The following is a 24,750-nucleotide window of genomic DNA, read 5'->3' as shown; positions in this document are numbered from 1 at the left end:
TATGTTTATAGAACAACCGCCCTGGTTTTACAGGGCTCTGTTTCCAGGGGTAATCTGGCGGATTCCGGCAAAGAAGAAGTGTGTATATCTCACCTTCGACGATGGTCCGATCCCCGAGGTTACCCCTTGGGTATTGGATATATTAGACAAATATGGCGTGAAGGCGACCTTCTTCTGTGTCGGGGACAACGTCCGCAAACATCCGGACATCTACCAGATGGTACTGGACAGGGGGCATCGTGTAGGCAACCACACTTTCAACCATATTCAAGGTATCCGCTTCTGGACCAAGAACTATCTGGCGAATGTGGAAAAGGCTGCCGAATATATAAAAAGCGACCTGTTCCGTCCGCCCCACGGACACATGCGTTTCCCACAGGTGGTAGGACTCAGGAGGCATTACCGGATCATCATGTGGGACGTGGTGACGCGCGATTACAGTCCGCACATGACACCGAACGGTGTCTTCAACGTGGTGAAGAACTATACCCGCAACGGTTCCGTAATCGTCTTTCACGACTCGCTGAAAGCCGAACGCAACATGCGCGAAGCGATGCCCAGGGCCATCGAATGGCTACAGGAACAAGGGTATGAGTTCAAAGTGTTTTAATATGCTTCCAGCTATCGAAATAAAAGAGAAAGCAAAAGAGATCGGCTTCGATGCCTGCGGGATCGCACAAGTAGCGGCCGCAGACAGCGAGGCCTTATTTTTTGACAGATGGCTAAAGGAGGGCAACCATGCAGGGATGGCCTATATGGAGAACCACCGCGAGATCCGGTTGAATCCCGCCGGATTGGTGGAAGGAGCCAAGACAGTCATATCCGTGGCGTTGAACTATTATCCGGAGCAGAAACTTCCACCCGAAGCGCCCCATATCGCCTACTACGCCTACGGGAAGGATTACCATCTCGTCGTCAAAGAGATGTTGAGCGAGCTATGGACCGCCCTGTTCCCGCGCCCCGCGCGGGATCGCATAGAGACGGACGGGAAAGGAATGGATCGCAACGGGCAGTTCTTTTGCGATCCCGCGTCAAGCGCGGGAACGGAACAGGCAGACGTAACAGCCGCCCGCTTTTTCACCGACTCAGCTCCCATCCTCGAACGCTATTGGGCCTGGAAAGCCGGACTGGGATGGATCGGGAAGAACACAAACCTGATTATTCCCGGAAAAGGCTCTTTCTTCTTCTTGGGAGAAATCGTCACCACCCTCGAAGCGGACCAGTACGACACACCGCAGAAGAACCGTTGCGGCAGTTGTAGCCGTTGCCTGGATGCCTGCCCGACAGGAGCACTGGAAGGCCCCCGCCACCTGAATGCCCGCAAATGCCTCTCCTATCTCACCATCGAGAACCGCGGAGAAATCCCCACCGAACAGGCTTCCCGACTCGGTAACCGCCTCTACGGTTGCGACACCTGCCAGGAGGTCTGCCCCTGGAACCGTTTCGCCCGCCCGACCCAAATAGAGGCATTCCGTCCGAAACCGACTTTGCTTTCTCTTCGAAAAGAGGATCTAAAGGTCTTTTCCCGTGAGGATTATAATCGTATATTTGCCAAATCGGCGGTCAAAAGAGCCAAATACGAAGGATTGATACGAAATATACATAACTTAAAAGATTAATACCATGAGAAGGACATTGAAAACCTTATCGCCATGCCTCGTCGCATTCCTGTTGATGCTGACAGTCGCATTTGCAGGTAACGCACAGGAATTACAAAAGAAATTGGAAGGGCTGAAAGGAATCAGCGGCATCGAGAAGCTGGAATCGGACCATTATGCCGAGAAATATCTCGTACGCATCACACAGCCTGTCGACCATAAGAACCCGGCAGCCGGAACATTCACGCAACGCGTGATCGTCGCCCACGTCGGTTTCGACCGCCCGACCATATTGGTCACGGAAGGATATGGTGCGGCGTATGCCTTGAACCCTCGTTATCAGGAAGAGCTGTCGAAGCTGCTCGATGCCAATATGGTATTCGTGGAATACCGTTATTTCCTCGAATCCACCCCGACCCCCTGTAATTGGGAATACCTGACGGCAGAGAACTCGGCCTACGACCTGCATAACGTCAACCAAACATTCCGAGAGCTGTACACCGGTAAATGGGTCAGCACCGGCATCAGCAAAGGCGGACAAACCACTTGCCTGTACCGTGCCTGGTTTCCGGACGACGTAGACTTCTCCGTTCCCTACGTAGCCCCCTTGAACCGCGGTGTGGAAGACGGGCGCCACGAACCGTTCCTCCGCAAAGTAGGCACGAAGAAAGACCGTCAGAAGATCGAAGCTTTCCAGATTGAAATATTGAAACACAAGGACGAAATCGTCCCGATGCTGGAAAAGTTCTGCAAGGACAAGAAGCTGGAATTCCGCATTCCGATAGCCGAAGTATTGGATTATTGCGTCCTGGAATACCCGTTCGCCCTCTGGCAATGGGGTACGCCGACCAGCGTGATCCCGCCGCTCACATCCGATGCAAAGACACTGTTTTATCATTTGGTTGACATCAGCGGGCCCGACTATTTTGCCGAAAACCAGCCGAATATCTCCTTCTTCGTACAAGCTGCCCGCGAATTGGGTTATTACGGCTATGACACGAAACCGTTCAGGAAATACCTGACAATCGACAGCAGCCGGGGATACCTGAACCGCATCATGCTGCCGAAAGAGCTGGTCGACAAAGTTGAATACCGCCCCGAACTTTACCACAAAGTCTATGATTTCCTCCGTGACAACGATCCGAAGATGATCTTTATCTATGGCGAAGTAGACCCGTGGAGCGCCACCCGCGTCCCGATCTTCAAAGGCAAGGTAAACGAACAAGTCTACATCCAACCCGGAGGCAGCCACCGCGCCCGTATCGGCAACATGCCCGAAGACATGAAGGAAAAGATACTGACACAGATTAACAAATGGCTGGCAGAATAGCGGATTCGTTTCTCAATTAATTGTAGAACGAATTATGATCAACAGATTCGTTTAACGAGCATTTAGCGAATGAATCATAACTCCCATATTCATTCTACAATTATCCGGTTAACGAATTATAACCGGCAGATTCGTTCTCTAATTGCCCCTTGAACGAATCCGTCGGTCTTGTATAAGCTATAAACAAACGAATATATACAAAAATGGACACAAAATACCCCCTATACACTCCCAAAGATATCTTTATCTCCTTCTGCGGCCGGGAAGCGACCGAAGCGGAACGCTGGCAAGGCGTACAATCGGGTATCATTTTCCATAAACGAACGGGCAACGAATTTTTGGACCTTTTCGCCTCGATGGTTCATCATTATATGAATCATGATCCGGTTTTCTATGCAAAAAAATTGGGCGTCTCGCGAGTCGATCTGTCCGGCTGCCTGAGGGTACTGACCGGGGTGACTACAGACGAATGGCTCGAAGCCTACCGTTGGGTGGCCATCCGCGACGTCCTGCTCCATACGGACTGGCCTTTGGGCGAAGTGGCGACGAAAATGGGCTACAGTTCGGTGAAAACCTTCAGTCGCGCCTTCATCGAGCGTGTCGGCATACCTCCGTCCCATTGGCGGGCGAAATATAAAGGGAATGATTAGCTTTTCAGGAAAATATAAATACCTTTGTGCATGTTTTACCTATTGTCTAACTTATAAATAAAGAAGAAATGAAAAAGAATTTCTTGTTCCAGCTCTTGCTGGCAGCATTCCTGTTACCGGCTTTTTCTTGTTCGGACGACGATTCGGCTCCTGAAATCAACAATGCAACTACCTTGAACATGCTCGATGTGGAGAATGGAGCGACCCGTCTGGGCAATTCGGACATCTATATCAACGCGGCAAACAACTTTCAAACAAACGAATGCCTGATCGCCGAAATCGGTCCGTCGAAAGGGATTGGAAAAGTCATTCCGCCCCAAGTCGGCAACGGATTGGTTTATCAAGCAGCCGTAACGCCGGGACACCTCTACCAAGCTTTCAAGGAAGAAGCCGTGAAGCAATTTCCATCGGGAAAATTCGCATTGGCGCTGGCAGGAGACTACTACCAATTCTATGTCGGATCCGAGATCATGAAAGAGGAGAAAAGAGTAGGCGCTGTCATCCAGTTTGCCCTGATCAATCCCGAAGCAGACGGGTTACCCGCCTACGACAGCACGATCGGGACAGTGGTAAGCGGTTATGAAGACGAGATTGTCCGGGAATTTCCCAAAGACACGGAGTTCAGCTACGATAGCGACCTCGAAGACCTCTTTCAGATTACGACCGAAGGCGGCATACTGAAAGTCACACTTCTGCCTTCGTGGAGCGACATCCGGGGAAATTATGCCATTTACGCCCGCCATAACGAGGTGTATACGAAAATATATGTCAAAGTGGAATAATCAGAACATTCCCTGTACTTTATAGACAAATTCCATCCAAACCCAATATCGGATCGCCTTTCCGAGAAACATCGAGACAGCCACGATCCAGATATTGGCGCGGAGAAAACCGAGCGCCACGGCGATAAAATCGCCTATACCGGGAAGGAAAACGAAAAAGCCCATCCAGGAACCTTTCCCTTTTATCCAATCCTGCACTTTCTGCAATTTGACGGCATCCAGTTTCAGATATTTCTCTATCCATTCGACCTTGCCCAGCATACCCAGCCAATAACAACTCATGCCACCTAAGAAATTACCTAACGTAGCCGCAATCATACAAGGCCAGTAGGCCGCTCCCGCCAACAACACTCCGGTTAGAACGACCTCGCTGCTGAACGGCAAAACGGTAGCAGCCAAAAAAGAGGCGATGAACACACCGATATATCCGTATTCTATAAGAAATTCCATATACGAATGAATAGAGTGGCAACCAGGACTGCCACAGTTGTAAAAAACGACCAAAACACGATCTTGCCACGTGTCACCGTAAAGAAATGAGCGATCAGGATAGAGGCTGGCACGCAAGCTGTTTCCAAAAATTCTTCCGAAACCTGATCATAGAGGAAATAAAGGCTGAACGCCCATACGGACATCGCAATCAGGAACGAGAGAAACTGACGGGAGCGAAGCGAATCCTCCGTATCGTGCATGACAATATTCAGGGAAGCGACAACTGTCAACAGGGCAATCGCCATGATACTGATCCAATCCAGCAACACTATTCCGTCCGTCGCCAAGAGGCGCACCTTGAAAAGCGTCGAGAAAGGGACGTTGAACAGCGTGAAATCCCGTTGCCAGACACACCACCCCAACAGGAACCAATATACCGTCGCCACCCCTAACAAAGAGGCGATAAAGGTACGGGACGTCAGCGAACGGAAATTATACATCCCCAGCCAGAACAACGGCAAAAACCACAGCAAATGAACCCAAAGCAGACTGCCTATACCGATCAGCAAGGCGGCACTGTAGGCCTTCTCTCTCGCCTCGGGATCATGATAGGTCGTGAACAGTTGGTAAATAGCCAGAATCAGGCAGAAAACACCGACCGAAGTCGATTTCAAAGGAAAGAAGTCGGGATTCGTACTGATGAACAGGACATAGAAGAGGAAGGGCAGCATCGTCTTCTCCCGTATCAACACCAGTACATAGTTCGCACGATGCAATAGGAAAGCCCCTCCGAACATCAACGCCATCCCGATAATATAGGTAAACTCCTTGCCTGGCAATGTCTGGCAAATCGTATTCCAGAGAGGAGTAGCCGAGACCTCGCCATAGACAGGATAGCCCACGGAGTACAAATAACTGACCACCCAACAGGCAATACATGCCAATAAGACCGGCACGAATGTCGGTGGCGCGGAGAAGTCGAATCGACGGGAATATTTGTTATAAGCTACTCGCATTTCTGATCAGGAATAGATAAATGCTGATTTACATGCGAGCCAACAGACGAGGCAAAAGAGAGCCTGCAACACACAAGGCTTGAATCGTCTGTTAGCTCACCCCATAAATCAGCATTTATGACAACAATTTATAAATCGAATCCGATATCATTACGGAAATATTTCTTTTCGAAATCGATGAGCTTGGCACCGGCGAAAGATCGGGCAAGGGCTTCTTCCTTGTCGGCTCCGTAAGAGCTGACAGCGATGACACGACCGCCACTGGTCAGGATTTGCCCATCGGCAGCTTTTGTCCCTGCGTGGAAAATGATGTTTTCGGCGGGAACCTTATCCAGGCCACTGATAACCTTTCCTTTTTCATACGCTTCAGGATAACCGCCGCTTACCAGCATGACTGTTACGGCCGCACGCGGATCGTGAACCAATGTACGACTGCCCAAATTACCTTCGGCCACACCTTCCAACAGTTCAACCAAGTCGCTTTGGATACGTAACATGACAACTTCCGTTTCCGGATCACCCATGCGGCAATTATATTCGATCACCATAGGTTCGCCCTTCACATTGATCAGACCAAGGAAGATGAAACCCTTATAGTCGATATTTTCCGCTTTCAGCCCTTCGATCGTCGGACGGATAATACGCTCGTCCACCTTCTGCATAAACGTCTCATCGGCAAAAGGAACCGGAGAAACGGCTCCCATTCCACCTGTATTCAAACCTGTATTGCCTTCGCCGATACGCTTATAGTCTTTTGCCACCGGAAGCACCTTGTAGCTCTCGCCATCCGTCATCACAAACACGGAACATTCGATACCGTCCAGGAACTCTTCGATCACGACCGTCTTGCTGGCATCGCCGAACATACCCCCCAGCATATCGTCCAGCTCCTTCTTTGCTTCTTCGAGCGTGTCGAGAATCAGCACACCTTTACCGGCAGCCAGACCGTCGGCCTTCAATACGTAGGGAGCCTGCAATTCTTCCAGGAAAGCGTATCCTTCTTCTAAATTTCCGGCAGAAATACTCTTATAACGGGCTGTCGGAATGTTGTGGCGCATCATGAAGGCCTTCGCAAAGTCCTTGCTGCCTTCCAGTTGCGCTCCCTCTTTCGAAGGTCCTATCACGGGAATACCTGCCAGGGCGACATCGTTCTTGAAATAATCATACACCCCTTTCACCAGCGGATCTTCCGGACCTACCACCACCATACCGATATGATTTGCCAAGGCAAATTCCTTGATAGCAGAGAAATCGTCAGCCTTGATATTTACATTCGTGCCTACCAATGCAGTACCTGCATTACCGGGAGCGATAAATAACTGATCCACTTTCGGACTTTGAGCAATCTTCCAGGCTATTGCATGTTCGCGGCCGCCTGAGCCTAATAAAAGAATATTCATTTTTTTATAATTGACAATTGACAATTGACAATTGACAATTACTTGTCATTATCCTTTCCCAATCATCTTTTTTTAATGGTTATTGTTTTCTTTGTTATTTCATTTTTGTTCTTTCTCTCAATTGTCAATTGTCAATCCTTAAGGTAGTCGTCAAAGTAGCGCGTTATCTTCTCATACAGATGCGGACGGTCTTTACCAATCACATTATGCAGATGGCGGGGATAAACGAAATAATCGGGATATGTATCCGCATCCACACAGGCTTTCAGGAATCCCAGGCTGTGCTGCCAAACAACAACCGGATCGATATCTCCGTGGATCAACAGCAGATGTCCCTTCAGATTACCTGCTTTCAATTTCAGGTTGGCATTCCTATAACCTTCCGGATTGTCCTGCGGACGGTCCATATAGCGCTCGCCATACATAATCTCGTAGTTGCTCCAGTCGATCACCGGACCACCGGCAACCCCCACTTTGAACAGTTCCGGATACGAACACATCAGGTTCGTCGTCATAAAGCCGCCGTAGCTCCATCCGTGCACACCGATACGGTCGGCATCGACATACGGAAGTGATTTCAGAAACTCAACGCCTTTTACCTGGTCTGCCATCTCATTCACACCCAAATTACGATGTATGACATTTTCGAAAGCCTGTCCCCGGTTTGCCGATCCCCGACTATCAAGCGTAAAAACCACATATCCGCGTTGAGCCATATAGATATCCCAACCGCCTACACCGTTCTTCCATCCGCCTGTTACCAACTGGGCATGCGGGCCGCCGTACACATAGACGATCGTCGGATATTTCTTCGTCTCATCCAGACCGACAGGTTTTACCAGACGGAAATTCAAATTGGTGACACCATCTGCCGCCTTGATTTTTCCGGTAACGATTTCCGGCATCGCATAACCTTCGTACGGATTCTTCGCCGTCAGCAACGTCCGTAAAGTTTCACGTTTCTGTCCGTCGATAATCGAAATTTCACGTGGAACATCGGGAGCTGAATAACTGTCGATCAAATATTTACCGGAAGCACTCAGTTGCGTAGCATGAACTCCTTGCAAACCTCCCGAAGTCAATTCGTAAGAAGTTCCCTTTTTCAGATCCAGGCGTGACGTTCCGACATACAGAGCATCACCATAACTGAACGAGCTCAGCATTGACGGCCTTGTGGAAGAGAAAAACAACGCCTTTCCCTTAACATCGAAACCGAGGATGTCCAGGACTTCCCACTCGCCTTCCGTCAACTGCTTCAACAGTTCTCCCTTCGTATTATACAGATACAAATGATTATAACCATCACGCCGGCTCTGCCAGATAAACTGATCCGGATTGTTCGGCAGGAAAAGCACCGGATGTTGCGGCTCTACATAATGTTCGTTCTTTTCGGTAAACAAATCCGCCTCTTTATCACCTGTCAAGGCAGAATAGCGTACCAGGTGCATCTCGTTCTGATCCCGGTTCAGTTCGGCAATATAAATGCTCTTTTCATCCGGGCTCCAGGTAATATTCGTCAGATACTTTTCCTTCGGTAATCCGGTTTTCAACCAGACGGTTTTTCCGGTCGCCAGGTTGTAGACACCGACTGTCACCTCATGGCTTTTCATCCCAGCCATCGGATATTTGTGCGGTTCGGCTTTCGCGCAACGGGCAGTAATGTCGACAAACGGATAATCCGTCACCATGCTTTCATCCATCCGGTAAAAAGCCAGCGCCGAACCATTCGGAGACCAAAAAGTCCCTTTATGGATACCGAACTCGTTCTGATGAACGGACTTCCCGCAAACAACACCTTCAGCCGTTTCGTCCGTCACGATACTGACAGCGTTATCCGGCGAAAGGATTTTCAGGTTGTCCTCCTCCGTAAAAGCCAAATAACCATTGGCCGGACAAAAGTCGAAGTTCTCCCAGGAACCATTCAGATCATACATGCTTACAATCCTGTTTTCCACAAAATCGTAATGGAAACGATGGTGCTTGGCATTAAAAGCAAGCACCGGCTGATCTTTGTAAGGAACCGAGAAGAAGGGCATACCGCCAACCGACTGCGCACCGGCCACCGCAAGCGCTTCGTTCAACTGCTGGCGAGTAAAGGCGACTTTCACCGCCTTTGTCGATTCTCCACTCATCATGCTGTCACCCTTGACATACAGATATGTGTCTCCACACCACTGCAACTGTTTCAAGTTGCGAGGCACAAAACGACTTTGCGTCTTTCCACCGGGAATCAAGTCATGCAAAGTAAACTGTTTGTCTTGTCCCATCATCGACAACGGATTTATAAGTGCCAAAGCACATAATACACCTAAAATATTAATCCTCAAAATCATCCTTTCCTCTTCTTTTGAATGGTTTCTTAAACGAACGGTCACCGAACTTTTTCTTACCGCCAAACTCCTCGTCATCCTTAAAATGTCTCTTGACAGGACGTTTGCCGACAAAATCCCTACGAGCCGAACGGCCATCTGCACGGTCATCGCCGAAATAGCGTTTGCCGGGAATAAAAGGTGTCCGCTCGTTGTCGTCCTCAGCATGCGCGGCAGCAAAACGGCGGGCGGGACGATCCATGCGGTCGGTACGGAAATTCGGACGTGACGAGCGGTCCGGCTTACGTTCGAAAGAAGGTCTTTCCGGGCGGGAAGGACGTGCTTCACCTTCTTCGTTCAGTGCTTTCTTATAGTCTTTGATTTTTCCTTCGAATATATCGTAACAACGGTATTCGCATTCCAACGATCCGTTCATAAGCTTCATCTTTTCACTCGGTTTCAAGCCGATCTTATCGAAGCATTCATCCTTATAACTCAGAATCCATACTTTATAGCCAGTAAACACATGTTTGACACGTTCACCGATCATATTGTACAACCCCAACAAATCACGACTGGAAATACGTTCTCCATAAGGGGGATTGGTCACCATGATGCCCGGCTGGGGAGCCTCCGTGCATTGCTGGAACGGCTGGGTCCTCAGTTCGATATATTTCATCAGGCCGGCACTACGGATATTCTTCTCGGCAATCTCGATCGCCGCCGGATTGATATCGGCACCATAACATTTGAAATTAAACTCACGTTCCTGACTCTCGTCGTTATAGATACGGTCGAACAGTTCCTGGTCGAAATCGATCCATTTCTCGAAAGCAAACTCCTTACGATGCACGCCCGGCGCAATATTCAAGGCGATCATCGCCGCTTCGATCAGCAACGTACCGGAACCGCACATCGGATCGACGAAATTCGATTCGCCTTTCCAGCCTGTTTTCAAGATCATACCGGCAGCTAACACCTCATTCAACGGAGCTTCCGTCTGGTCCACGCGGTAACCACGTTTATGCAAGCTCTCGCCCGAACTGTCGATAGAGAGCGTACAGTCGTTATGTGAAATATGAATATTGATATACAGATCCGGATTGTTTACACGGACAGAGGGGCGCTTCTGATCCTTCTCCATGAAATAATCCACGATCGCATCCTTCGTACGATAAGCAACAAACTTGGAGTGATTGAAATCTTCAGAGTAGATTACAGAGTCGATGGCAAACGTCTTGTCCAAAGACATGTAGTTTTCCCATTTCACCTTCTTAACCTCTTTGTAGACAGTATCGGCGTCTTTAGCTTTAAAGTGATAGATAGGCTTCAAGATACGCAATGCCGTACGGCAATAGAAGTTGGCTTTGTAAAGCACTTCCTTATCCCCGGTAAAGGAAACCATCCGGCGGCCAATCTGTATATCGTTGGCACCTAAAGATAATAACTCGCCGGCCAGGATTTCTTCCAACCCGTAAAGGGTCTTAGCCACCATTTCAAATGTTTCGCTCATTTTAAGTTGAAAGTTAACAATGATTCCTCATCGTTTATTAGTAATTCTATTTTAATTATTAATTATTCTTTGTTCTATGACTTCACTGGCAGTCAACTGACTTTATTAATTGTCTGCTGGCTCACGGTTGCTCCCGCCGGAACATCTTCCGTGATCCAGACGTTGCCACAGATCGTAGCTCCTTCGCCAATACGAATACGCCCTAACAATGTGGCATTGGAATAGACAGTCACATGATCGCCCAACACCGGATGACGCGGCACACCGCGTATCGCATTCCCGTTTTCGTCAGGCGGCAGTTTCTCTCCTGCCAGACTGACTCCTTGGAAGATACGGACGTGGTTCCCGATAACACTGGTCTCACCGATAACGGTTCCTGTCCCGTGGTCAATCGAGAAATAGTGTCCGATCTCCGCCCCCGGATGGATATCGATACCTGTCTCCGAATGGGCCATTTCAGTAATCATGCGGGGAATAAAGGGAACGCCCAACCGGTATAGCTGGTGCGCAATACGATAGTTGCAGACAGCCCGGAAACCGGGATAGCAAAAAATAACTTCGTTGATGTTCTGAGCAGCAGGATCACCGTTGAAAGCAGCCTCGGCATCCGTCGCCAACAAGGCGCGCATTTCGGGAAGCGTACGGATAAAGGCTTCCGACAGTTTTTCCGCCTCGGTAAGGATCTTTTCTTCGGGACAAGAAACACAGGCAGTATCAGCAAAACAAAGCCCTGCATAAATCTGCTTGGAAAGCAGCGTATGCAACGTTCCGACGTTCACGCCGGTATGAAAACGGATGGTCTGCTTGCTGATCCGTGCATTCCCGTAATAACCGGGGAAAAGGATTGCCCGGCATAAATCTATGATCTCTTTCAGCACCTCACCCGAAGGAAGCGCCTCTTCATCGCGGTAAGCATGAAACAGTTGATGGTAAGACCCCTCGTCCGAGAGCATCTCAACTGTATCATTCAAGACCTTGCTATGCTTTTGCAATCCCATTATTCAGCAATATCATATTTGGCAACAAAAGTAAGAAGAAATTGACAATTAACAATTGACAATTGACAATTATTTGCCCATCATACAACGCTTTATCCAAAAAGACAAACCACCCGGCAACGTCAATTTTCAATTTTTAACTTCCAATTTTCAGCTTATTATGCGGTGCCCCGAATTCCTTGCAGGTCACTTCGTCCATTTCCACAATCCATATTTTGACATTCTTCACAGCCGGATCGGAATAGCGGAATTCCTTATCCGAATACTGTTTCATAATGATATCCAGAGCTTCCGTTTTTTTATCGAAATCTTCTTCAAAGTGGACTTCACCCCAGCAAATCACGCTCTTGGAGCGCATCCGGTAACTACAAGCGACCTCCGGATGCTGGAAAACGAGATCATGGTCCGTGCTAAATGTAATGCAGACACGCGGATTCCGTTCCAAAATGGAAATACTCCGTCCTTCCTGTGCCGAATGCAGGTATATAACACCATCACGATAGCCAAAGTTCATCGGCAATACATAGGGAGTCCCATCCGTATCGGCCAGTCCCACATAACAGATATCACACTTCTTAATGGTCGCTTCAATCAGTTCTTTGTCGGTATGTACTAATGTCTTCATTTCGCATTTCTGTTTTTATCCCTACAAACATACAAGTTTTTTATCTTTTTCAAGATGCTCTCGCAGGATATATTTGTCGCATCCTCCTACAAAAACAGAAAGGTCATTCTCATTTTCCTATCGGCATGTCATAATATCATAGCAAAGGTTCTTTGTCAGTTTAAAGACTGCACTTCACAACCAACACCCAACAAATAAAAGAAACTGACCTCGATAAGCACTGCCGGATGAGGAATTTTCCCTTCTATCTGGTTCAACGATCCGACATAAGGGGCGACGCGAACCGATGGATGCCCGATCCGACATTTCTGTATATCTTGCCGTCCGGCAAGATAACCGTGGCAGTCGTATTGACGGGTACCTCGACTGTCAACTCAAACGAATCCGCTTCTATCCGCCAGTCCGAGCGGACGGGACCGTACAGGGATTGATACGATCCGCTGCAATAAATGAGGCCGCCCACCGGTTGAGGAGCAATGACAATGTGCTTCATACCCGGCTCCGCTTCATCATAACGGATTCCGGCAAGTGTCCAGTAAAACCAAGCCACCACACTGCCGAACATCGGATGGCAACGGGATGCCTTTCCTTCCCATCGCTCCCATAAACAAGAATAACGGTCATCCATCACATACCCGAACCCCGGTATCTCGCGCTGGTTCATCAACCGGAAAGCAATATCGGCACGTCCGTTATCACTCAATGCTTTCAAGAGCAAAGGCGTTGCCATGATACCTGTGTCAAAATGATTTCCTATACTATCCAAATGAGCGAGCAAAGCGTTGAACACGGCTTCCTTTTCACCTTCCGGCACCATTCGAAAGCCAGCGGGAATACATCCGCACCTTGTCGCCCTTCCCAATAATGATAGGTCGACGGGTTGAAAAAGACAGTATTGAAATCCTGCCTGATCCGTGTGCACAACCGGTCAAAGTGCAGTCTGTCTTCCTCTTTCCCTAAGACAGCCGCAACCTTCGACATCAAGTCTGCCGAATGATAGTAATAAGCCGTATTGACCAACGGTTCGGGCAGCTCCATCTTCTTCCCCGGCGCACACCAATCCCCCAGGCACCAGCCATCCGGCTCTTCCCGGACGATGATTCCACGGGCGTCGGTCCTTGTTCCCAGATAGGCAACCCATTGTTTCATACCTTCATAATGACGGTTCAACAAAACCGTATCGCCATAATAACAATAATAGGCCCAGGGCATGATCACATAAGCCGATCCCCATGCCGGACCGCCTCCTCCACCACCGAAGGGTGCGGTATGCGGAACATAACCGCTCTTCCGATTCCGGGCATCCCCCATATCGTCAAACCATTTCCGGCAAAACTGCGTCATATCGAAAGATAAGATAGAACTTTCCACGACCACCTGCGCGTCTCCAGTATAAGCCAACCGTTCCCGGTGCGGGCAATCACTGCTGATACTGCCGTGAAAGTTATTCTTCTGCGTCCGCAAGTAGACTTCGTTGATCTTATTAAACAATTCGTTCGAACAACTGAAACTTCCGGCAGGCTGCGGATCGGTATGCACGACTTTTGCAACCAGACTTTCCTTGTTCATCCTGACCTGTCGGGATATGACTTCGATATAGCGGAACGTGTGCCAGGTAAAACGCGGTTCCCATTGTTCCACTCCACCGCCCCGCAACGTATAGAGGTCCACTTGTCCGAAATCATTTTTTTCCTCTCCGACAAAACGAAGCTTGATCCGGTCACCGGCATTGCCTTGCACTTTTATATGCGCCCAGCCGGAAATCATCTCCGGAAATGCATACCAATAAGTAGAATCGTCCTTTTGTTCGCAGCTTACCGGCTGCAATATCCGGATAATTTTCTCATGAGGGGCAAGTTGAGCATGCAGACTGCCCTTCGGCGCCCTTACCAAAAGGGCTTTCTTCCAGGAAGAATCCTTGTACCCGTTCCGGTTCCAGCCGTCCAGCTCTAGCCGGGCATCATATTCTTCACCTGTGAATATGGCGTCATGCAGTAAAGGGCCGGTCGTTGTTTTCCAGCTATCATCCGTAACAACCAGTTCCGTCGATCCATCAGTGTATTCTATCTCCAACTGGCATAACAGCCGGGGTGTATCGTACCACATACAACCTTCCACCGTCCGGTCACGCTGGTTATACCAGCCGTTTCCCAACAGAACTCCAACCGTATTCTCCGCTTTCTGCACCAAAGACGTGACATCGAACGTATTATAGAGAACCCTTTGGTTAGATTGATCATCAAAGAAATACAACATCTTTTTGAGCGGACGACGATCGAAATTGGTAACGGCGGGAGCCAATACCTGGTCGCCTACCCTTTCGCCATTCAGGTACATTTCATAAAAGCCCAGTCCGCATATATAGGCTTTCGCCTGTTTGACCGGCTTGTTTATCCGGAATGTTTTACGGAAATAAGGAGCCGGAGTAGTCAACGTCGAGTCGGGATAAGCGTCTTCCCGGTTGCCGATCCACCGGGCTGTCCAATCAGACGGTTCCAACAATCCCATCGTCCATCTCCCTGTTTCACTCCAAGGCGAAGCCTCTCCCGCTTCATCCCAAACCATCGCTTTCCAGTAAAGCGTTTGCCTGGAATCAAGCGGTTTCCCTTCATATCCTACCTGGCTGGAACGGGAAGATGTTATTTTCCCGGAATCCCAAAAATCCGCTTTTCCTTCAGCTAGCAAAGAAGGAGAGCTTGCCACGAGGATACGGTAGGCTGTCTGACTTTTCGCTTGCCCGGAGGATTGCAACTGCCAACTCAACAAGGGCTTTTCATTCTCCACTGCAACCGGATCTTCCAGATATTCACACCGAAGATTGCAGACAGATATTCTTTCCTGTCCCGAAACAAAAAACACAAATCCCCAAAGGAAAGAGAGTAACAGACAATAATACTTCATAACATTAAGATCAACTGAATTTCCATGATATCCAATGCACAAATATATGGATATACCGTCATCCGCCACTTACAAATTTGAGAATTAATCATGCAGAAATGATACAAGAAGAAAGATTTCCCGCCATAAAATCAAAAAGGGCCGGAACTTTCATTCCGACCCTTTTGTTCTGTGAGTTGTCTCACGAGGATTCGAACCTCGACAGACAGAACCAAAAACTGTAGTGCTACCATTACACCATGAGACAATCCGGCGCTTTATCTAAAGCAATGCAAAGGTAAGAATAAAATCTTACCTTGCAAGCATTTTTTGTAAAAAATCCAAACAGTTTCTTATTTTACGATCAGTAAATAGTAATTCTTCTTACCTCTCTGAACCAGCAAATATTTCTCATCCAACAGGGAAGAGCAGTCGATAACCATATCCTGATCCGTCAGTTTCTCTTTGTTTACACTAATACCGCCGCTCTGAACCAACTTGCGCATTTCGCCTTTCGACGGGAAAATTGCCGCCTTTTCAGTGAACAGGTCGATCGCTTTAACGCCGGCACTCAATTCTTCACGGGAAACCTCAAACTGGGGAACACCGTTGAACACATCCAACAATGTCTGTTCATCCAAATGTTTCAATGCTTCCGATGTAGAGTTTCCGAACAGTATATTGGAAGCCTCGACGGCAGCATCGTAATCTTCCTGGGAATGAACCATGACCGTCACTTCCTTTGCCAAACGTTTCTGCAACGGACGGAGATGCGGTGCTTCTTCCTGTTCTTTGATCAGGGCATCAATTTCTTCCTTGGGCAGATCGGTAAAGATCTTGATATATTTGGCAGCATCGGCATCGCTCACGTTCAGCCAGAACTGGTAGAATTTATAAGGAGATGTATAACGGCGATCCAACCAAACGTTGCCAGACTCAGTCTTGCCGAACTTGCCTCCGTCGGCTTTCGTAATCAACGGGCAGGTCAAAGCAAAAGCCTCACCACCCAACTTACGGCGGATCAGCTCCGTACCGGTCGTGATGTTACCCCACTGGTCGGTTCCTCCCATTTGCAAGCGGCAGCCTTCGTGTTCATACAGATACATATAATCGTATCCCTGAAGCAACTGGTAAGAGAATTCCGTAAACGACATACCGACAGAAGATTCGCGGCTCAGGCGTTTTTTAACGGATTCTTTAGCCATCATATAGTTAACAGTGATATGCTTACCGATATCGCGGATAAAATTCAAGAAAGAATAATCCTTCATCCAGTCGTAATTGTTTACCAACTTGGCAGCATTAGGCGCGTCCGAATCGAAATCCAAAAACTTGGACAACTGCTTCTTAATGCTATCCTGGTTATGACGAAGCGTTGCTTCATCGAGCAGATTACGTTCCGCCGACTTCATTGAAGGGTCTCCGATCATACCGGTAGCTCCGCCGACCAGAGCAATAGGACGGTGTCCTGCACGTTGGAGATGTTTCAGCATCATAACCGATACCAGGTGACCGATATGTAATGAGTCAGCCGTCGGGTCAATACCTACATAAGCAGAAGTCATCTCTTTTTGCAACTGTTCTTCTGTTCCGGGCATCATATCAGCGATCATGCCCCTCCATGTTAATTCTTCAACAAAATTCATCGTTTTAGATTATAGTATTAATTGAATGCGGGCAAAGGTACGACTTTATAATTGAAAATGGAGAATTGAGAATTGAAAATTAGGGTATAACAATGATTTAAGGTAGATGAAGGATGTCGCGGACGTTTTCGGCAACCTGTCCGGCAAACTGTTCAAGCCGGAGATTCAAGGAAACCGAAAGGTTCCGGTAGACAGTTCGGATATCGATTTCGCGATCGTCCGTTTCGGCAAACAAACGGCCGGGCCATGCTTCACGTACGGCTCCGGGGTTGAAATACTCGCCAAAGGAGAGGTAAAAACCCTGTCGGATAAGTTGCCCGGCTAATGTGGCATTACCACGAAAACCGTGTATAATCCACGGTACACGGGGCTTTAGTTCTTTTTTCGAGGCTATCAGTTCGTCCCAAGCTTTCACGCAATGAATGATTAAAAAGACGCCGGCATTTTCGGCAAGAGAGGCCGACGCCCTAAAGATTTCCCGCTGACAGTCCAACGGAGCTTCCGCACCTTTATCCAAGCCCGTTTCTCCAATAGCCACTACATCCGGAAATGAGACCTGCCGCTTCAATTCGGCAAGCTGTTCTTCCACGTTATATATATACCAGGGATGAATGCCGACAGAACGGAACAACCCCGTTTCCACATCGAACGTAGGAACCAAACTGTTAACTATAGCGGCATCTTCCGGATGAACGGGCAAATGGTGAGTATGTATATCGTAATAAACCATACTTTACGGTACAGGATCATATCCGCTTCCTCCCCAGGGATGGCAGCGAAGAATGCGTTTGACTGCTAAATACAATCCCTTTACCGGACCATGTTTTTTGAGAGCCTGCACGGCATATTCGGAACAAGTAGGCGTGTACCTGCACGATGCCGGCGTCATGGGAGAAATACAATATTTATAAAAATAGACCGGCAACAACAGAAGGAAAGTAAAAAAACGCTTTATCATGCCTTGTCGCGAAGTACGTTCAATGCTTTTGTCATGGCTTTTTCCATATCGGCAAAAGGATGGATTTCCTTGTCCAAATAAAGGAAAGCAACCAGCATACGCTTGTTTTTTCCCGTCAGCGGATCGATCAGATCATATTTGCGTACCCGATAGGCTTCGCGAACCTGACGTTTGATCAGATTCCGTTTTACGGCACGCCTGAATTTTTTTTTGGGAACACTCACCAAGATAGACACTGGAGCTAATGTCTCTTCTTCCACCGCTAAATAAACGACCCGCAGTGGAAACGCCACAAACGATTGCCCTTTTGCAAACAACAGGTCAATGTAACGTTTCCACGACAGACGTTCTTCTTTTGAAAGGGTATACCTTCTATTTACCATTCTTTTTGTTACTACCCATCTCTTTTTTCAGATACAATTCCAGGGCAGCCGTCATAGACGGAGCTTCGGGAGTCGGCGCTTCCACATCCAGGCGCAAACCGGCCTCTTTCACCGCTTTGGCTGTTGTCGGGCCGAAACATCCGATCTTTATATCTTCTTGTTTGAAATTCGGGAAGTTCTTCAACAGAGAGGAAATTCCCGAAGGGCTGAAAAATACCAGCATATCATAGTCGAATTTCTCGTCTTTAGAGAAATCATTGCTTACGGTGCGGTACATAACAGCTTTCGTAAAAGAAATCTTTTTCGCTTCCAACATAGTTAACAAATCATCTTTATGCACGTCGGAAACGGGCACAAGATATTTTTCTTTTGCATGTTTGCCGATAACTGTAACCAGATCATCCAGCTTTCCGGTCTGTCCAAAAAAGATCTTACGCTTCCTATACACAATATATTTTTGCAAATATACGGCAATGGCCTCAGTCATACAGAAATACTTCATCGTTTCGGGAATGGCAACACGCAGCTCCTCACACAGGTGAAAGAAATGATCGATCGCCGTACGGGCCGTGAAAACAACAGCCGTATGATCCAAAATAGAAATTTTCTGCTGTCTGAACTCCTTAGATGAAAGAGGTTCTACTTTAATGAATGGACGGAAGTCAATCTCAACTCCATACTTCTCTGCAATGTCGAAATACGGGGACTTCTCGGATGCAGGCTTCGGTTGTGATACCAGCAACTTTTTGATGTTCAATGCCATAGAGTACTTGTCTCGATAAAGTTATACAAATAAACCATACCTTCGTACAAAAATACCAGAGGTAAAATTTCTTGGCCGCAAAGGTACAAACTTATATACAATAAACCAGTGCTTTTCTTGTGAAATATCCGTATTGTCTTATAAATTATTACAAAACGACACAAAATATAGAGAATACAAAACATTACTATCGGTATAGTTACGTATGTCCCGACAAACACCAACCACAACACCGGAACGTATAAAGATACTCCCCAAATCCCCATAATAGCATTATAACTCGTCTTCCATAACTTATACTTATCTGGGTCGGAAAACACGCTGCCCAGGAGGTAATAACAGCATTGTTTAAACTGATAAAACAGGAATAAAACACAAAAAACCGTTCCGATCGCCGATAAAACCGCCTGCCATTCCGCATAATTCACAAATCCGTATATCCTGCCGACCGCAATCAGGGCGATACTTGAAAGGAACAAGACTTGGAATGTCATAAAATTGCGGAAAAAGAATATGCTCTTCCCTATTACATCGTCAAATAGATTCTGCCTTTCCTTCACGAGAAAAGCATCTTTCAGCATCTTCACAAACAGTTGGAAATTCGTCCGGAACACAAAGGAAAAGACAATAAACAGGAATAACAGCAGGGAGAAGATGACATCATCCACCAACTGCCCGTCCCATAAGCGAATGCCCACATATCCTTCAAATATATTCATGTTCCCTGCGTATTACAGGTGCAAAGATAATCAAAAAAGAAAGGCAAGCTTACCCGACAAGCTTGCCTTCTCAAACAATCAACCGTTATGAATAACGATCTTAGAAACTATCTTTATGAGAGGACGAGTAGACCTCGCCCCTACCGACGTCATTAAATATTGTAGTATTGTTCCCAGCCTTTACGCGGCATTTCGCCAACCAGCATCTGGTTCATAACCGGATCGTTCACGATCTGCTTCGTGTCGCGGTCGAACACGATCTTGCGGTTCATGCGCTGTGCCAACACGCCGAGACAGAATACCTGGCTCAACGGACCTGCGATAGAGAACGGAGAACGAGTCTTTTCCTTGCCCTGGCAAGCCAATAGGAAGTTTGCGTAGTGGTTGGACGGGCTCTTTTGATATTCCGGCAACTTCGGATTCATATCCTTGGCTACCTGATCAGGAATCACAGACAAGGTGCTACCATGAGAACCACCCTTGAATGTCAAAGTCTTCGTATAGATTTCCTTACCCGGGTTCAATTTTGCCAACTGAAGTTTGCCACCGGCAACCGTCGGGATATTCGGATCGACATCGGAAGAACCGTAGTTCTCAGGAACAGGAGGAATATTATCCAGACCGTCATACCAGGTAATATCGACAGCCGGCATTTCTTTTCTTTCCGGGAATCTGAACAGGATACGGGAAGACATCGGGAAGAAGAACGGGTTATGATCTTTCAGATACAACGGGTTTACTTCCGTCGGCAGACCGAGATCCAGGAATTCGTGTGCGGTATCGATGATGTGAGCCCCCCAGTCGCCCAATGCGCCCATACCGAAATCGTACCAGCAACGCCACTGTCCCAAATGGTAGTCATGATTATATTCGTGGAACGGACGAACACCCAACCAAGTGTCCCAATCCAATGTTTCGGGAACTGGTTCACCCATCGGCATGTGCGTGATGTTCGGGTTCCAGTTATGCCAACGGCGCGGAGAGTTCATGTGAGCTGTTATAGCAGTGACGTCTTTGATCAAACCGGCTTCTTTCCATGCCTTGAACTGGAAGTAGTTGGCTTCGGAATGTCCCTGGTTACCCATCTGGGTAACGACACCGAATTTCTTTTCGGCACGCATCATCACTTCGATTTCCTGGAAGGTGCGGGCCATCGGTTTTTCCACATATACATGTTTTCCATGAGCCATTGCCTCGATCGTGATCGGGAAATGCGCGTGATCAGGTACACCGACTGTAACAGCATCGATCTTGTCGGCCATCTTGTCGAACATCTGGCGGAAATCCTGGAAACGCGGAACTTTCGGGAACATGGAAATAAGTTTCTGAGTATGAGGTGCACCCATATCTACATCACAAAGTGCAACCACTTCGCACAAACCGGTTTTATACAGTTCCTGTGCGATCTCGCCTCCACGGTTACCGATACCGATAAAAGCGATTCTCACTTTTTCGTTGGCACTGACAAAAGGAACACCCGGCATGGCATTGGCCTTAGACGGAATCCAAAAAGAAGGAATTGCTGCCGCAGCTGAAAGGGCGGCTGCCCGTTTCAGGAACGAGCGACGTGAAATATCTTCAGATTTCATGGTAAATATATTAGATAAATTATTAATGTTTGCGTGCACATAAAAACAACAACCTCACAAAAATAGATATTTTTTTCTTACATAAAAGCTTTCTCAGAAGTTTTTTCCTAAATCTTAGCAAACGTTTTCCGGTTTATGGGTGTTGTAACAAAAAACTATATACATTTGTCGACTTTTAAATAAGAATATAAGTGATATGAAGATCAGACAGATTCTATCCATCGGATGTTTCCTTTGGATACTAGCCTCCCTCCGTTTGGCAGCGCAGCAACCGGAAATACAACCCTTGCCCATAGACCCGAAAATAAGATACGGACAGCTAAATAACGGGTTGACTTATTACATCCGACACAATGCACAGCCGAAAGACCGTGCGGATTTCTTTATCGCCCAGAATGTCGGATCGATCCTGGAAGACGAGAACCAGCGCGGACTGGCCCATTTCCTTGAACACATGGCGTTCGACGGAACAAAGAACTTCCCAGGGCATGGCATGGATGAATTTACCGAAAGCATCGGGATGCGCGGAGGTGAGAACTTCAACGCTTATACAAGTTTCGACGAAACGGTCTACATGATCATGAACGCTCCGGTCACTCGCGAGAGCATTGTCGACTCCTGCCTGCTGATCCTGCACGACTGGTCGGGCTTCATCACCCTCGCAGATACGGCCATCGAAAAGGAACGGGGCGTGATCCGGGAGGAATGGCGCACGCGACAGGATGCCCAGGCGCGTATCTGGGAACAGCAACTGCCGAAAATGTTTCCGGACAACAAATATGCATACCGGATGCCGATCGGCACGATCGACGTGATCAACAACTTCAAGCCGGACGAGCTTCGCGACTATTATAAAAAATGGTATCGCCCCGACTTGCAGGGCATTATCATTGTAGGGGATATAGATGTAGACAAGGTGGAGGCGGCCGTAAAACGTATTTTTGCTGATATCCCGGCTCCGGTAAATCCGGCCAAACGGGAATATACGGAAGTGGCGGACAATGATAAACCGCTTGTTTCCATTGCTACGGACAAGGAGGCTTCCAATATGATCCTTTCCATATTCTATAAGCACGACAAGATGCCGAAAGAGCTGTATGCCACCGCCGCCGGATTGATGAAGGACTATATGGAGAATGTCGTCGAAACGATGATAAACGAACGCTTTGCCGAGATGATGCAAAAAGCGGATCCTCCCTTTGTCGCCGCCCAGGCTTCGGACGGAGATTTCATGATTGCCAAGACAAAAGGCGCTTTCACGGTTGCCGCCCTGGTAAAGGAAGGTGAGATCGACAAGGCGCTCGACGCGCTTGTGACGGAGACGGAACGGGTGAAACGGTACGGCTTCACGGCTTCCGAATATGACCGCGCCCGTATCAATGTCCTGAAACAATACGAATCGCTGTTCAACGACCGCGACAAACAAAAGAACCGCTCTTATACGAACGAATATGTCCGCCACTTTACAGACGGTGGTTACATTCCGGGCATAGAAACGGAATATCAGCTAATCAGCCAGATCGCACCGCAAATCCCGATCGAGCAGGTGAACCAATACGCCCAGAGCTTGATCGGCGACAAGAATATCGTAATCGGCTTGACCGGCCCTGACAAGGCAGACATAAAATATCCGACCGAGGCCCAATTATTGGAAGACTTTATCAAGGCGCAACAATTACCGGTCAAACCCTATGAAGAGACTGTTTCCAACGAACCGCTGATCCCCGAACTGCCCGCTCCGGGAAAGATCAGGGAGATGAAAACGGACCCGCTGTTCGGCGCGACGGTCCTGACACTCGACAACGGTATCAAGGTCGTACTGAAACATACGGACTTCAAGAAAGACGAGATCCTGATGACGGCCACCAGCCCCGGTGGCAGCACCTTGTTCGGAGCGAAAGATATCGACAACCTGAAAGTATTCAACGATGTCATTACGCTTGGCGGAGCCGGCAATTTCTCGGCAACCGATCTGAACAAGGTATTGGCAGGAAAGAAAGTCTCCTGCTCTCCTTCCATCGGCCTGAATACGGAAAACGTAAACGGTTATGCCGCTCCTGCCGACCTGAAGACATTGTTTGAGCTGGTTTATCTCTATTTCACGGCTCCGCGCATGGACGAAGAGGCTTATACATCCTTCGAGAACCGTATGATCGCACAGTTGAAAAACCTGGAACTGAACCCGATGGTGGCGTTCAGCGACACACTGACAAAGGCGATTTACGACAATAACCCGCGTGCCGCCCGCATCACGGCCGACGACTTCAAGCAGATCAGCTACCCACGCATCATGGAGATGTACAAAGAACGGTTTGCCGACGCTTCAGACTTTGTCTTTACGTTCGTCGGAAATATCGACACAGACAGTATCCGTCCTTTTGTAGAACAATATCTGGCGACACTCCCGGTCAAAGGACGTGCCGAAAAAGCCAATCCCGCCGAAGTACCGGCTATCCGCAAGGGCGAATACACGAATATCTTCAAACGCGCTCTGGAAACACCGAAAGCGTCGGTTGTCAACTTCTGGTCCGGCAAGATGGAATATAACCTTGAAAACATCCTCACCGCCACTATGTTAAAGCAGATTCTCGATCTGGTCTACATGGAAAAGGTACGCGAGGACGAAGGCGGGACATATGGAGTACAGACTTCCGCACAGATTTCTTCCTTCCCTGAAGGGCAGACATTCCTGCAAGCCTATTTCGATACGGATCCGGCCAAACGGGAAAAGATGAACGCTATCGTCCGGACAGAACTGGATAACATCGTCAAATCCGGCCCGCGCGACGAAGATTTCAAGAAGAGCCAGGACAATATCCTGAAGCGCCACACAGAGAACCTGCAGGAGAATGTTTACTGGCTGACGACTTTGGATAATTATTACTTCCGCGGGTTCAACGGCGAGACAGCATACGAAGAAACGATAAAAGGCATCACGCCAGCCAAGATTCAAGCTTTTGCCAAAAAGTTGTTAGGACAGGGCAACCGGATCGAAGTGGTAATGGAGCCGTAACCGCCTTGCAGAAGTTATTACGCCTACATAAGGTACATTTTTACAGAAAACAAGCAGGAAAAAAGTGAAAAGCAAGCGGAAATGTACAGGAACACGCCCATCTTCAGGCTTCATACACCCGGATGTTGCCGCCCTCGACATCCGGA

General features: G+C 48.0%; 21 protein-coding genes and 1 pseudogene. 6 read left to right on the top strand and 16 right to left on the bottom strand.

Annotation, left to right across the window (positions count from 1 at the left end):
- Position 1 precedes the first annotated feature (1 nt).
- The 5 genes from NQ542_RS14630 to NQ542_RS14610 all read left to right on the top strand — a co-directional run bounded on the left by NQ542_RS14630 (position 2) and on the right by NQ542_RS14610 (position 4,360).
- Positions 2-610 (top strand): polysaccharide deacetylase family protein, encoded by a 609-nt coding sequence (locus NQ542_RS14630; protein ID WP_005639748.1) that lies wholly within the window; start codon positions 2-4, stop codon positions 608-610.
- Between the two features lies 1 nt (position 611).
- Positions 612-1,619 (top strand): tRNA epoxyqueuosine(34) reductase QueG, encoded by a 1,008-nt coding sequence (queG, locus tag NQ542_RS14625; protein ID WP_005649825.1) that lies wholly within the window; start codon positions 612-614, stop codon positions 1,617-1,619.
- A gap of 4 nt (positions 1,620-1,623) precedes the next feature.
- The gene (locus tag NQ542_RS14620; RefSeq protein ID WP_005645259.1) at positions 1,624-2,928 is read left to right on the top strand and encodes a S28 family serine protease; all 1,305 of its coding nucleotides are present in this window, start codon (positions 1,624-1,626) and stop codon (positions 2,926-2,928) included.
- Between the two features lie 203 nt (positions 2,929-3,131).
- The gene (locus NQ542_RS14615; RefSeq protein WP_005639740.1) at positions 3,132-3,578 is read left to right on the top strand and encodes a helix-turn-helix domain-containing protein; all 447 of its coding nucleotides are present in this window, start codon (positions 3,132-3,134) and stop codon (positions 3,576-3,578) included.
- A 68-nt stretch (positions 3,579-3,646) separates the two neighbouring features.
- Positions 3,647-4,360: a DUF5036 family protein gene (locus tag NQ542_RS14610; RefSeq protein WP_005639739.1), complete on the top strand. Its 714-nt coding sequence runs from the start codon at positions 3,647-3,649 to the stop codon at positions 4,358-4,360.
- Here NQ542_RS14610 and NQ542_RS14605 read toward each other — a convergent pair whose 3' ends face one another.
- The 16 genes and pseudogenes from NQ542_RS14605 to NQ542_RS14530 form a co-directional block, all read right to left on the bottom strand.
- Positions 4,361-4,810: a YqaA family protein gene (locus tag NQ542_RS14605; RefSeq protein WP_005639738.1), complete on the bottom strand. Its 450-nt coding sequence runs from the start codon at positions 4,808-4,810 to the stop codon at positions 4,361-4,363.
- Positions 4,795-5,808, bottom strand: coding sequence for a hypothetical protein (locus tag NQ542_RS14600; RefSeq protein ID WP_005649823.1), 1,014 nt, complete (start codon positions 5,806-5,808; stop codon positions 4,795-4,797). The genes NQ542_RS14605 and NQ542_RS14600 overlap by 16 nt, the downstream gene beginning before the upstream one ends.
- Positions 5,809-5,936: 128 nt before the next feature.
- Positions 5,937-7,208, bottom strand: coding sequence for a phosphoribosylamine--glycine ligase (gene purD / locus NQ542_RS14595; RefSeq protein ID WP_005639736.1), 1,272 nt, complete (start codon positions 7,206-7,208; stop codon positions 5,937-5,939).
- Between the two features lie 131 nt (positions 7,209-7,339).
- Positions 7,340-9,541, bottom strand: a complete 2,202-nt coding sequence (locus NQ542_RS14590) for a S9 family peptidase (protein WP_005639734.1) — start codon at positions 9,539-9,541, stop codon at positions 7,340-7,342.
- Positions 9,525-11,030: a THUMP domain-containing class I SAM-dependent RNA methyltransferase gene (locus tag NQ542_RS14585; RefSeq protein WP_005639733.1), complete on the bottom strand. Its 1,506-nt coding sequence runs from the start codon at positions 11,028-11,030 to the stop codon at positions 9,525-9,527. The genes NQ542_RS14590 and NQ542_RS14585 overlap by 17 nt, the downstream gene beginning before the upstream one ends.
- A 92-nt stretch (positions 11,031-11,122) precedes the next feature.
- A complete protein-coding gene (locus NQ542_RS14580) occupies positions 11,123-12,028 on the bottom strand; it encodes a serine O-acetyltransferase (protein ID WP_005639732.1) in 906 nt (301 codons plus the stop codon).
- A gap of 136 nt (positions 12,029-12,164) precedes the next feature.
- Positions 12,165-12,653 carry a pyridoxamine 5'-phosphate oxidase family protein gene (locus NQ542_RS14575; protein ID WP_005639730.1) on the bottom strand — a complete coding sequence of 163 codons (489 nt, stop codon included), beginning with the start codon at positions 12,651-12,653 and terminating at the stop codon, positions 12,165-12,167.
- A 253-nt stretch (positions 12,654-12,906) separates the two neighbouring features.
- Positions 12,907-13,146 (bottom strand): alpha-L-rhamnosidase C-terminal domain-containing protein, encoded by a 240-nt coding sequence (locus tag NQ542_RS14570; protein WP_229055947.1) that lies wholly within the window; start codon positions 13,144-13,146, stop codon positions 12,907-12,909.
- 99 nt (positions 13,147-13,245) lie between these two features.
- Positions 13,246-15,554 (bottom strand): annotated as a pseudogene (locus NQ542_RS14565) (family 78 glycoside hydrolase catalytic domain); the annotation flags it as partial.
- A 332-nt stretch (positions 15,555-15,886) separates the two neighbouring features.
- On the bottom strand, positions 15,887-17,179 hold the full coding sequence (gene tyrS, locus NQ542_RS14560) for a tyrosine--tRNA ligase (protein ID WP_005639725.1): 1,293 nt from the start codon (positions 17,177-17,179) through the stop codon (positions 15,887-15,889).
- A 97-nt stretch (positions 17,180-17,276) separates the two neighbouring features.
- A complete protein-coding gene (locus tag NQ542_RS14555) occupies positions 17,277-17,909 on the bottom strand; it encodes a TatD family hydrolase (protein WP_005639724.1) in 633 nt (210 codons plus the stop codon).
- 3 nt (positions 17,910-17,912) lie between these two features.
- Positions 17,913-18,134: a membrane protein insertion efficiency factor YidD gene (gene yidD, locus NQ542_RS14550; RefSeq protein ID WP_036723952.1), complete on the bottom strand. Its 222-nt coding sequence runs from the start codon at positions 18,132-18,134 to the stop codon at positions 17,913-17,915.
- Positions 18,134-18,520: a ribonuclease P protein component gene (gene rnpA / locus NQ542_RS14545; protein WP_005639719.1), complete on the bottom strand. Its 387-nt coding sequence runs from the start codon at positions 18,518-18,520 to the stop codon at positions 18,134-18,136. Before rnpA ends, yidD begins: the two co-directional genes overlap by 1 nt.
- Positions 18,510-19,277: a uroporphyrinogen-III synthase gene (locus tag NQ542_RS14540; protein WP_036608063.1), complete on the bottom strand. Its 768-nt coding sequence runs from the start codon at positions 19,275-19,277 to the stop codon at positions 18,510-18,512. The genes rnpA and NQ542_RS14540 overlap by 11 nt, the downstream gene beginning before the upstream one ends.
- Complete coding sequence (locus NQ542_RS14535) at positions 19,274-20,002, bottom strand: DUF4271 domain-containing protein (RefSeq protein ID WP_005639714.1); 729 nt, start codon at positions 20,000-20,002, stop codon at positions 19,274-19,276. The genes NQ542_RS14540 and NQ542_RS14535 overlap by 4 nt, the downstream gene beginning before the upstream one ends.
- Before the next feature lie 152 nt (positions 20,003-20,154).
- Positions 20,155-21,591 (bottom strand): Gfo/Idh/MocA family oxidoreductase, encoded by a 1,437-nt coding sequence (locus tag NQ542_RS14530; RefSeq protein ID WP_005649815.1) that lies wholly within the window; start codon positions 21,589-21,591, stop codon positions 20,155-20,157.
- A 196-nt stretch (positions 21,592-21,787) separates the two neighbouring features.
- On the opposite strand from NQ542_RS14530, the gene NQ542_RS14525 reads away from it, so the two are divergent.
- On the top strand, positions 21,788-24,604 hold the full coding sequence (locus tag NQ542_RS14525) for a M16 family metallopeptidase (protein WP_005639703.1): 2,817 nt from the start codon (positions 21,788-21,790) through the stop codon (positions 24,602-24,604).
- Positions 24,605-24,750: the final 146 nt, after the last annotated feature.

This window comes from Parabacteroides merdae ATCC 43184, assembly GCF_025151215.1.
Lineage (GTDB): Bacteria > Bacteroidota > Bacteroidia > Bacteroidales > Tannerellaceae > Parabacteroides > Parabacteroides merdae.
The sequence above is the reverse complement of the archived record's forward strand: the minus strand, read 5'-3'. Positions and strand labels throughout refer to the sequence as shown.

Bases quoted from the DNA above. Each gene is read 5' to 3' on its own strand.
- NQ542_RS14630 (WP_005639748.1), top strand. From the start codon at position 2: ATGTTTATAGAACAACCGCCCTGGTTTTACAGGGCTCTGTTTCCAGGG.
- queG (WP_005649825.1), top strand. From the start codon at position 612: ATGCTTCCAGCTATCGAAATAAAAGAGAAAGCAAAAGAGATCGGCTTC.
- NQ542_RS14620 (WP_005645259.1), top strand. From the start codon at position 1,624: ATGAGAAGGACATTGAAAACCTTATCGCCATGCCTCGTCGCATTCCTG.
- NQ542_RS14615 (WP_005639740.1), top strand. From the start codon at position 3,132: ATGGACACAAAATACCCCCTATACACTCCCAAAGATATCTTTATCTCC.
- NQ542_RS14610 (WP_005639739.1), top strand. From the start codon at position 3,647: ATGAAAAAGAATTTCTTGTTCCAGCTCTTGCTGGCAGCATTCCTGTTA.
- NQ542_RS14605 (WP_005639738.1), bottom strand. From the start codon at position 4,810: ATGGAATTTCTTATAGAATACGGATATATCGGTGTGTTCATCGCCTCT.
- NQ542_RS14600 (WP_005649823.1), bottom strand. From the start codon at position 5,808: ATGCGAGTAGCTTATAACAAATATTCCCGTCGATTCGACTTCTCCGCG.
- purD (WP_005639736.1), bottom strand. From the start codon at position 7,208: ATGAATATTCTTTTATTAGGCTCAGGCGGCCGCGAACATGCAATAGCC.
- NQ542_RS14590 (WP_005639734.1), bottom strand. From the start codon at position 9,541: ATGATTTTGAGGATTAATATTTTAGGTGTATTATGTGCTTTGGCACTT.
- NQ542_RS14585 (WP_005639733.1), bottom strand. From the start codon at position 11,030: ATGAGCGAAACATTTGAAATGGTGGCTAAGACCCTTTACGGGTTGGAA.
- NQ542_RS14580 (WP_005639732.1), bottom strand. From the start codon at position 12,028: ATGGGATTGCAAAAGCATAGCAAGGTCTTGAATGATACAGTTGAGATG.
- NQ542_RS14575 (WP_005639730.1), bottom strand. From the start codon at position 12,653: ATGAAGACATTAGTACATACCGACAAAGAACTGATTGAAGCGACCATT.
- NQ542_RS14570 (WP_229055947.1), bottom strand. From the start codon at position 13,146: ATGAAGCACATTGTCATTGCTCCTCAACCGGTGGGCGGCCTCATTTAT.
- tyrS (WP_005639725.1), bottom strand. From the start codon at position 17,179: ATGAATTTTGTTGAAGAATTAACATGGAGGGGCATGATCGCTGATATG.
- NQ542_RS14555 (WP_005639724.1), bottom strand. From the start codon at position 17,909: ATGGTTTATTACGATATACATACTCACCATTTGCCCGTTCATCCGGAA.
- rnpA (WP_005639719.1), bottom strand. From the start codon at position 18,520: ATGGTAAATAGAAGGTATACCCTTTCAAAAGAAGAACGTCTGTCGTGG.
- NQ542_RS14535 (WP_005639714.1), bottom strand. From the start codon at position 20,002: ATGAATATATTTGAAGGATATGTGGGCATTCGCTTATGGGACGGGCAG.
- NQ542_RS14530 (WP_005649815.1), bottom strand. From the start codon at position 21,591: ATGAAATCTGAAGATATTTCACGTCGCTCGTTCCTGAAACGGGCAGCC.
- NQ542_RS14525 (WP_005639703.1), top strand. From the start codon at position 21,788: ATGAAGATCAGACAGATTCTATCCATCGGATGTTTCCTTTGGATACTA.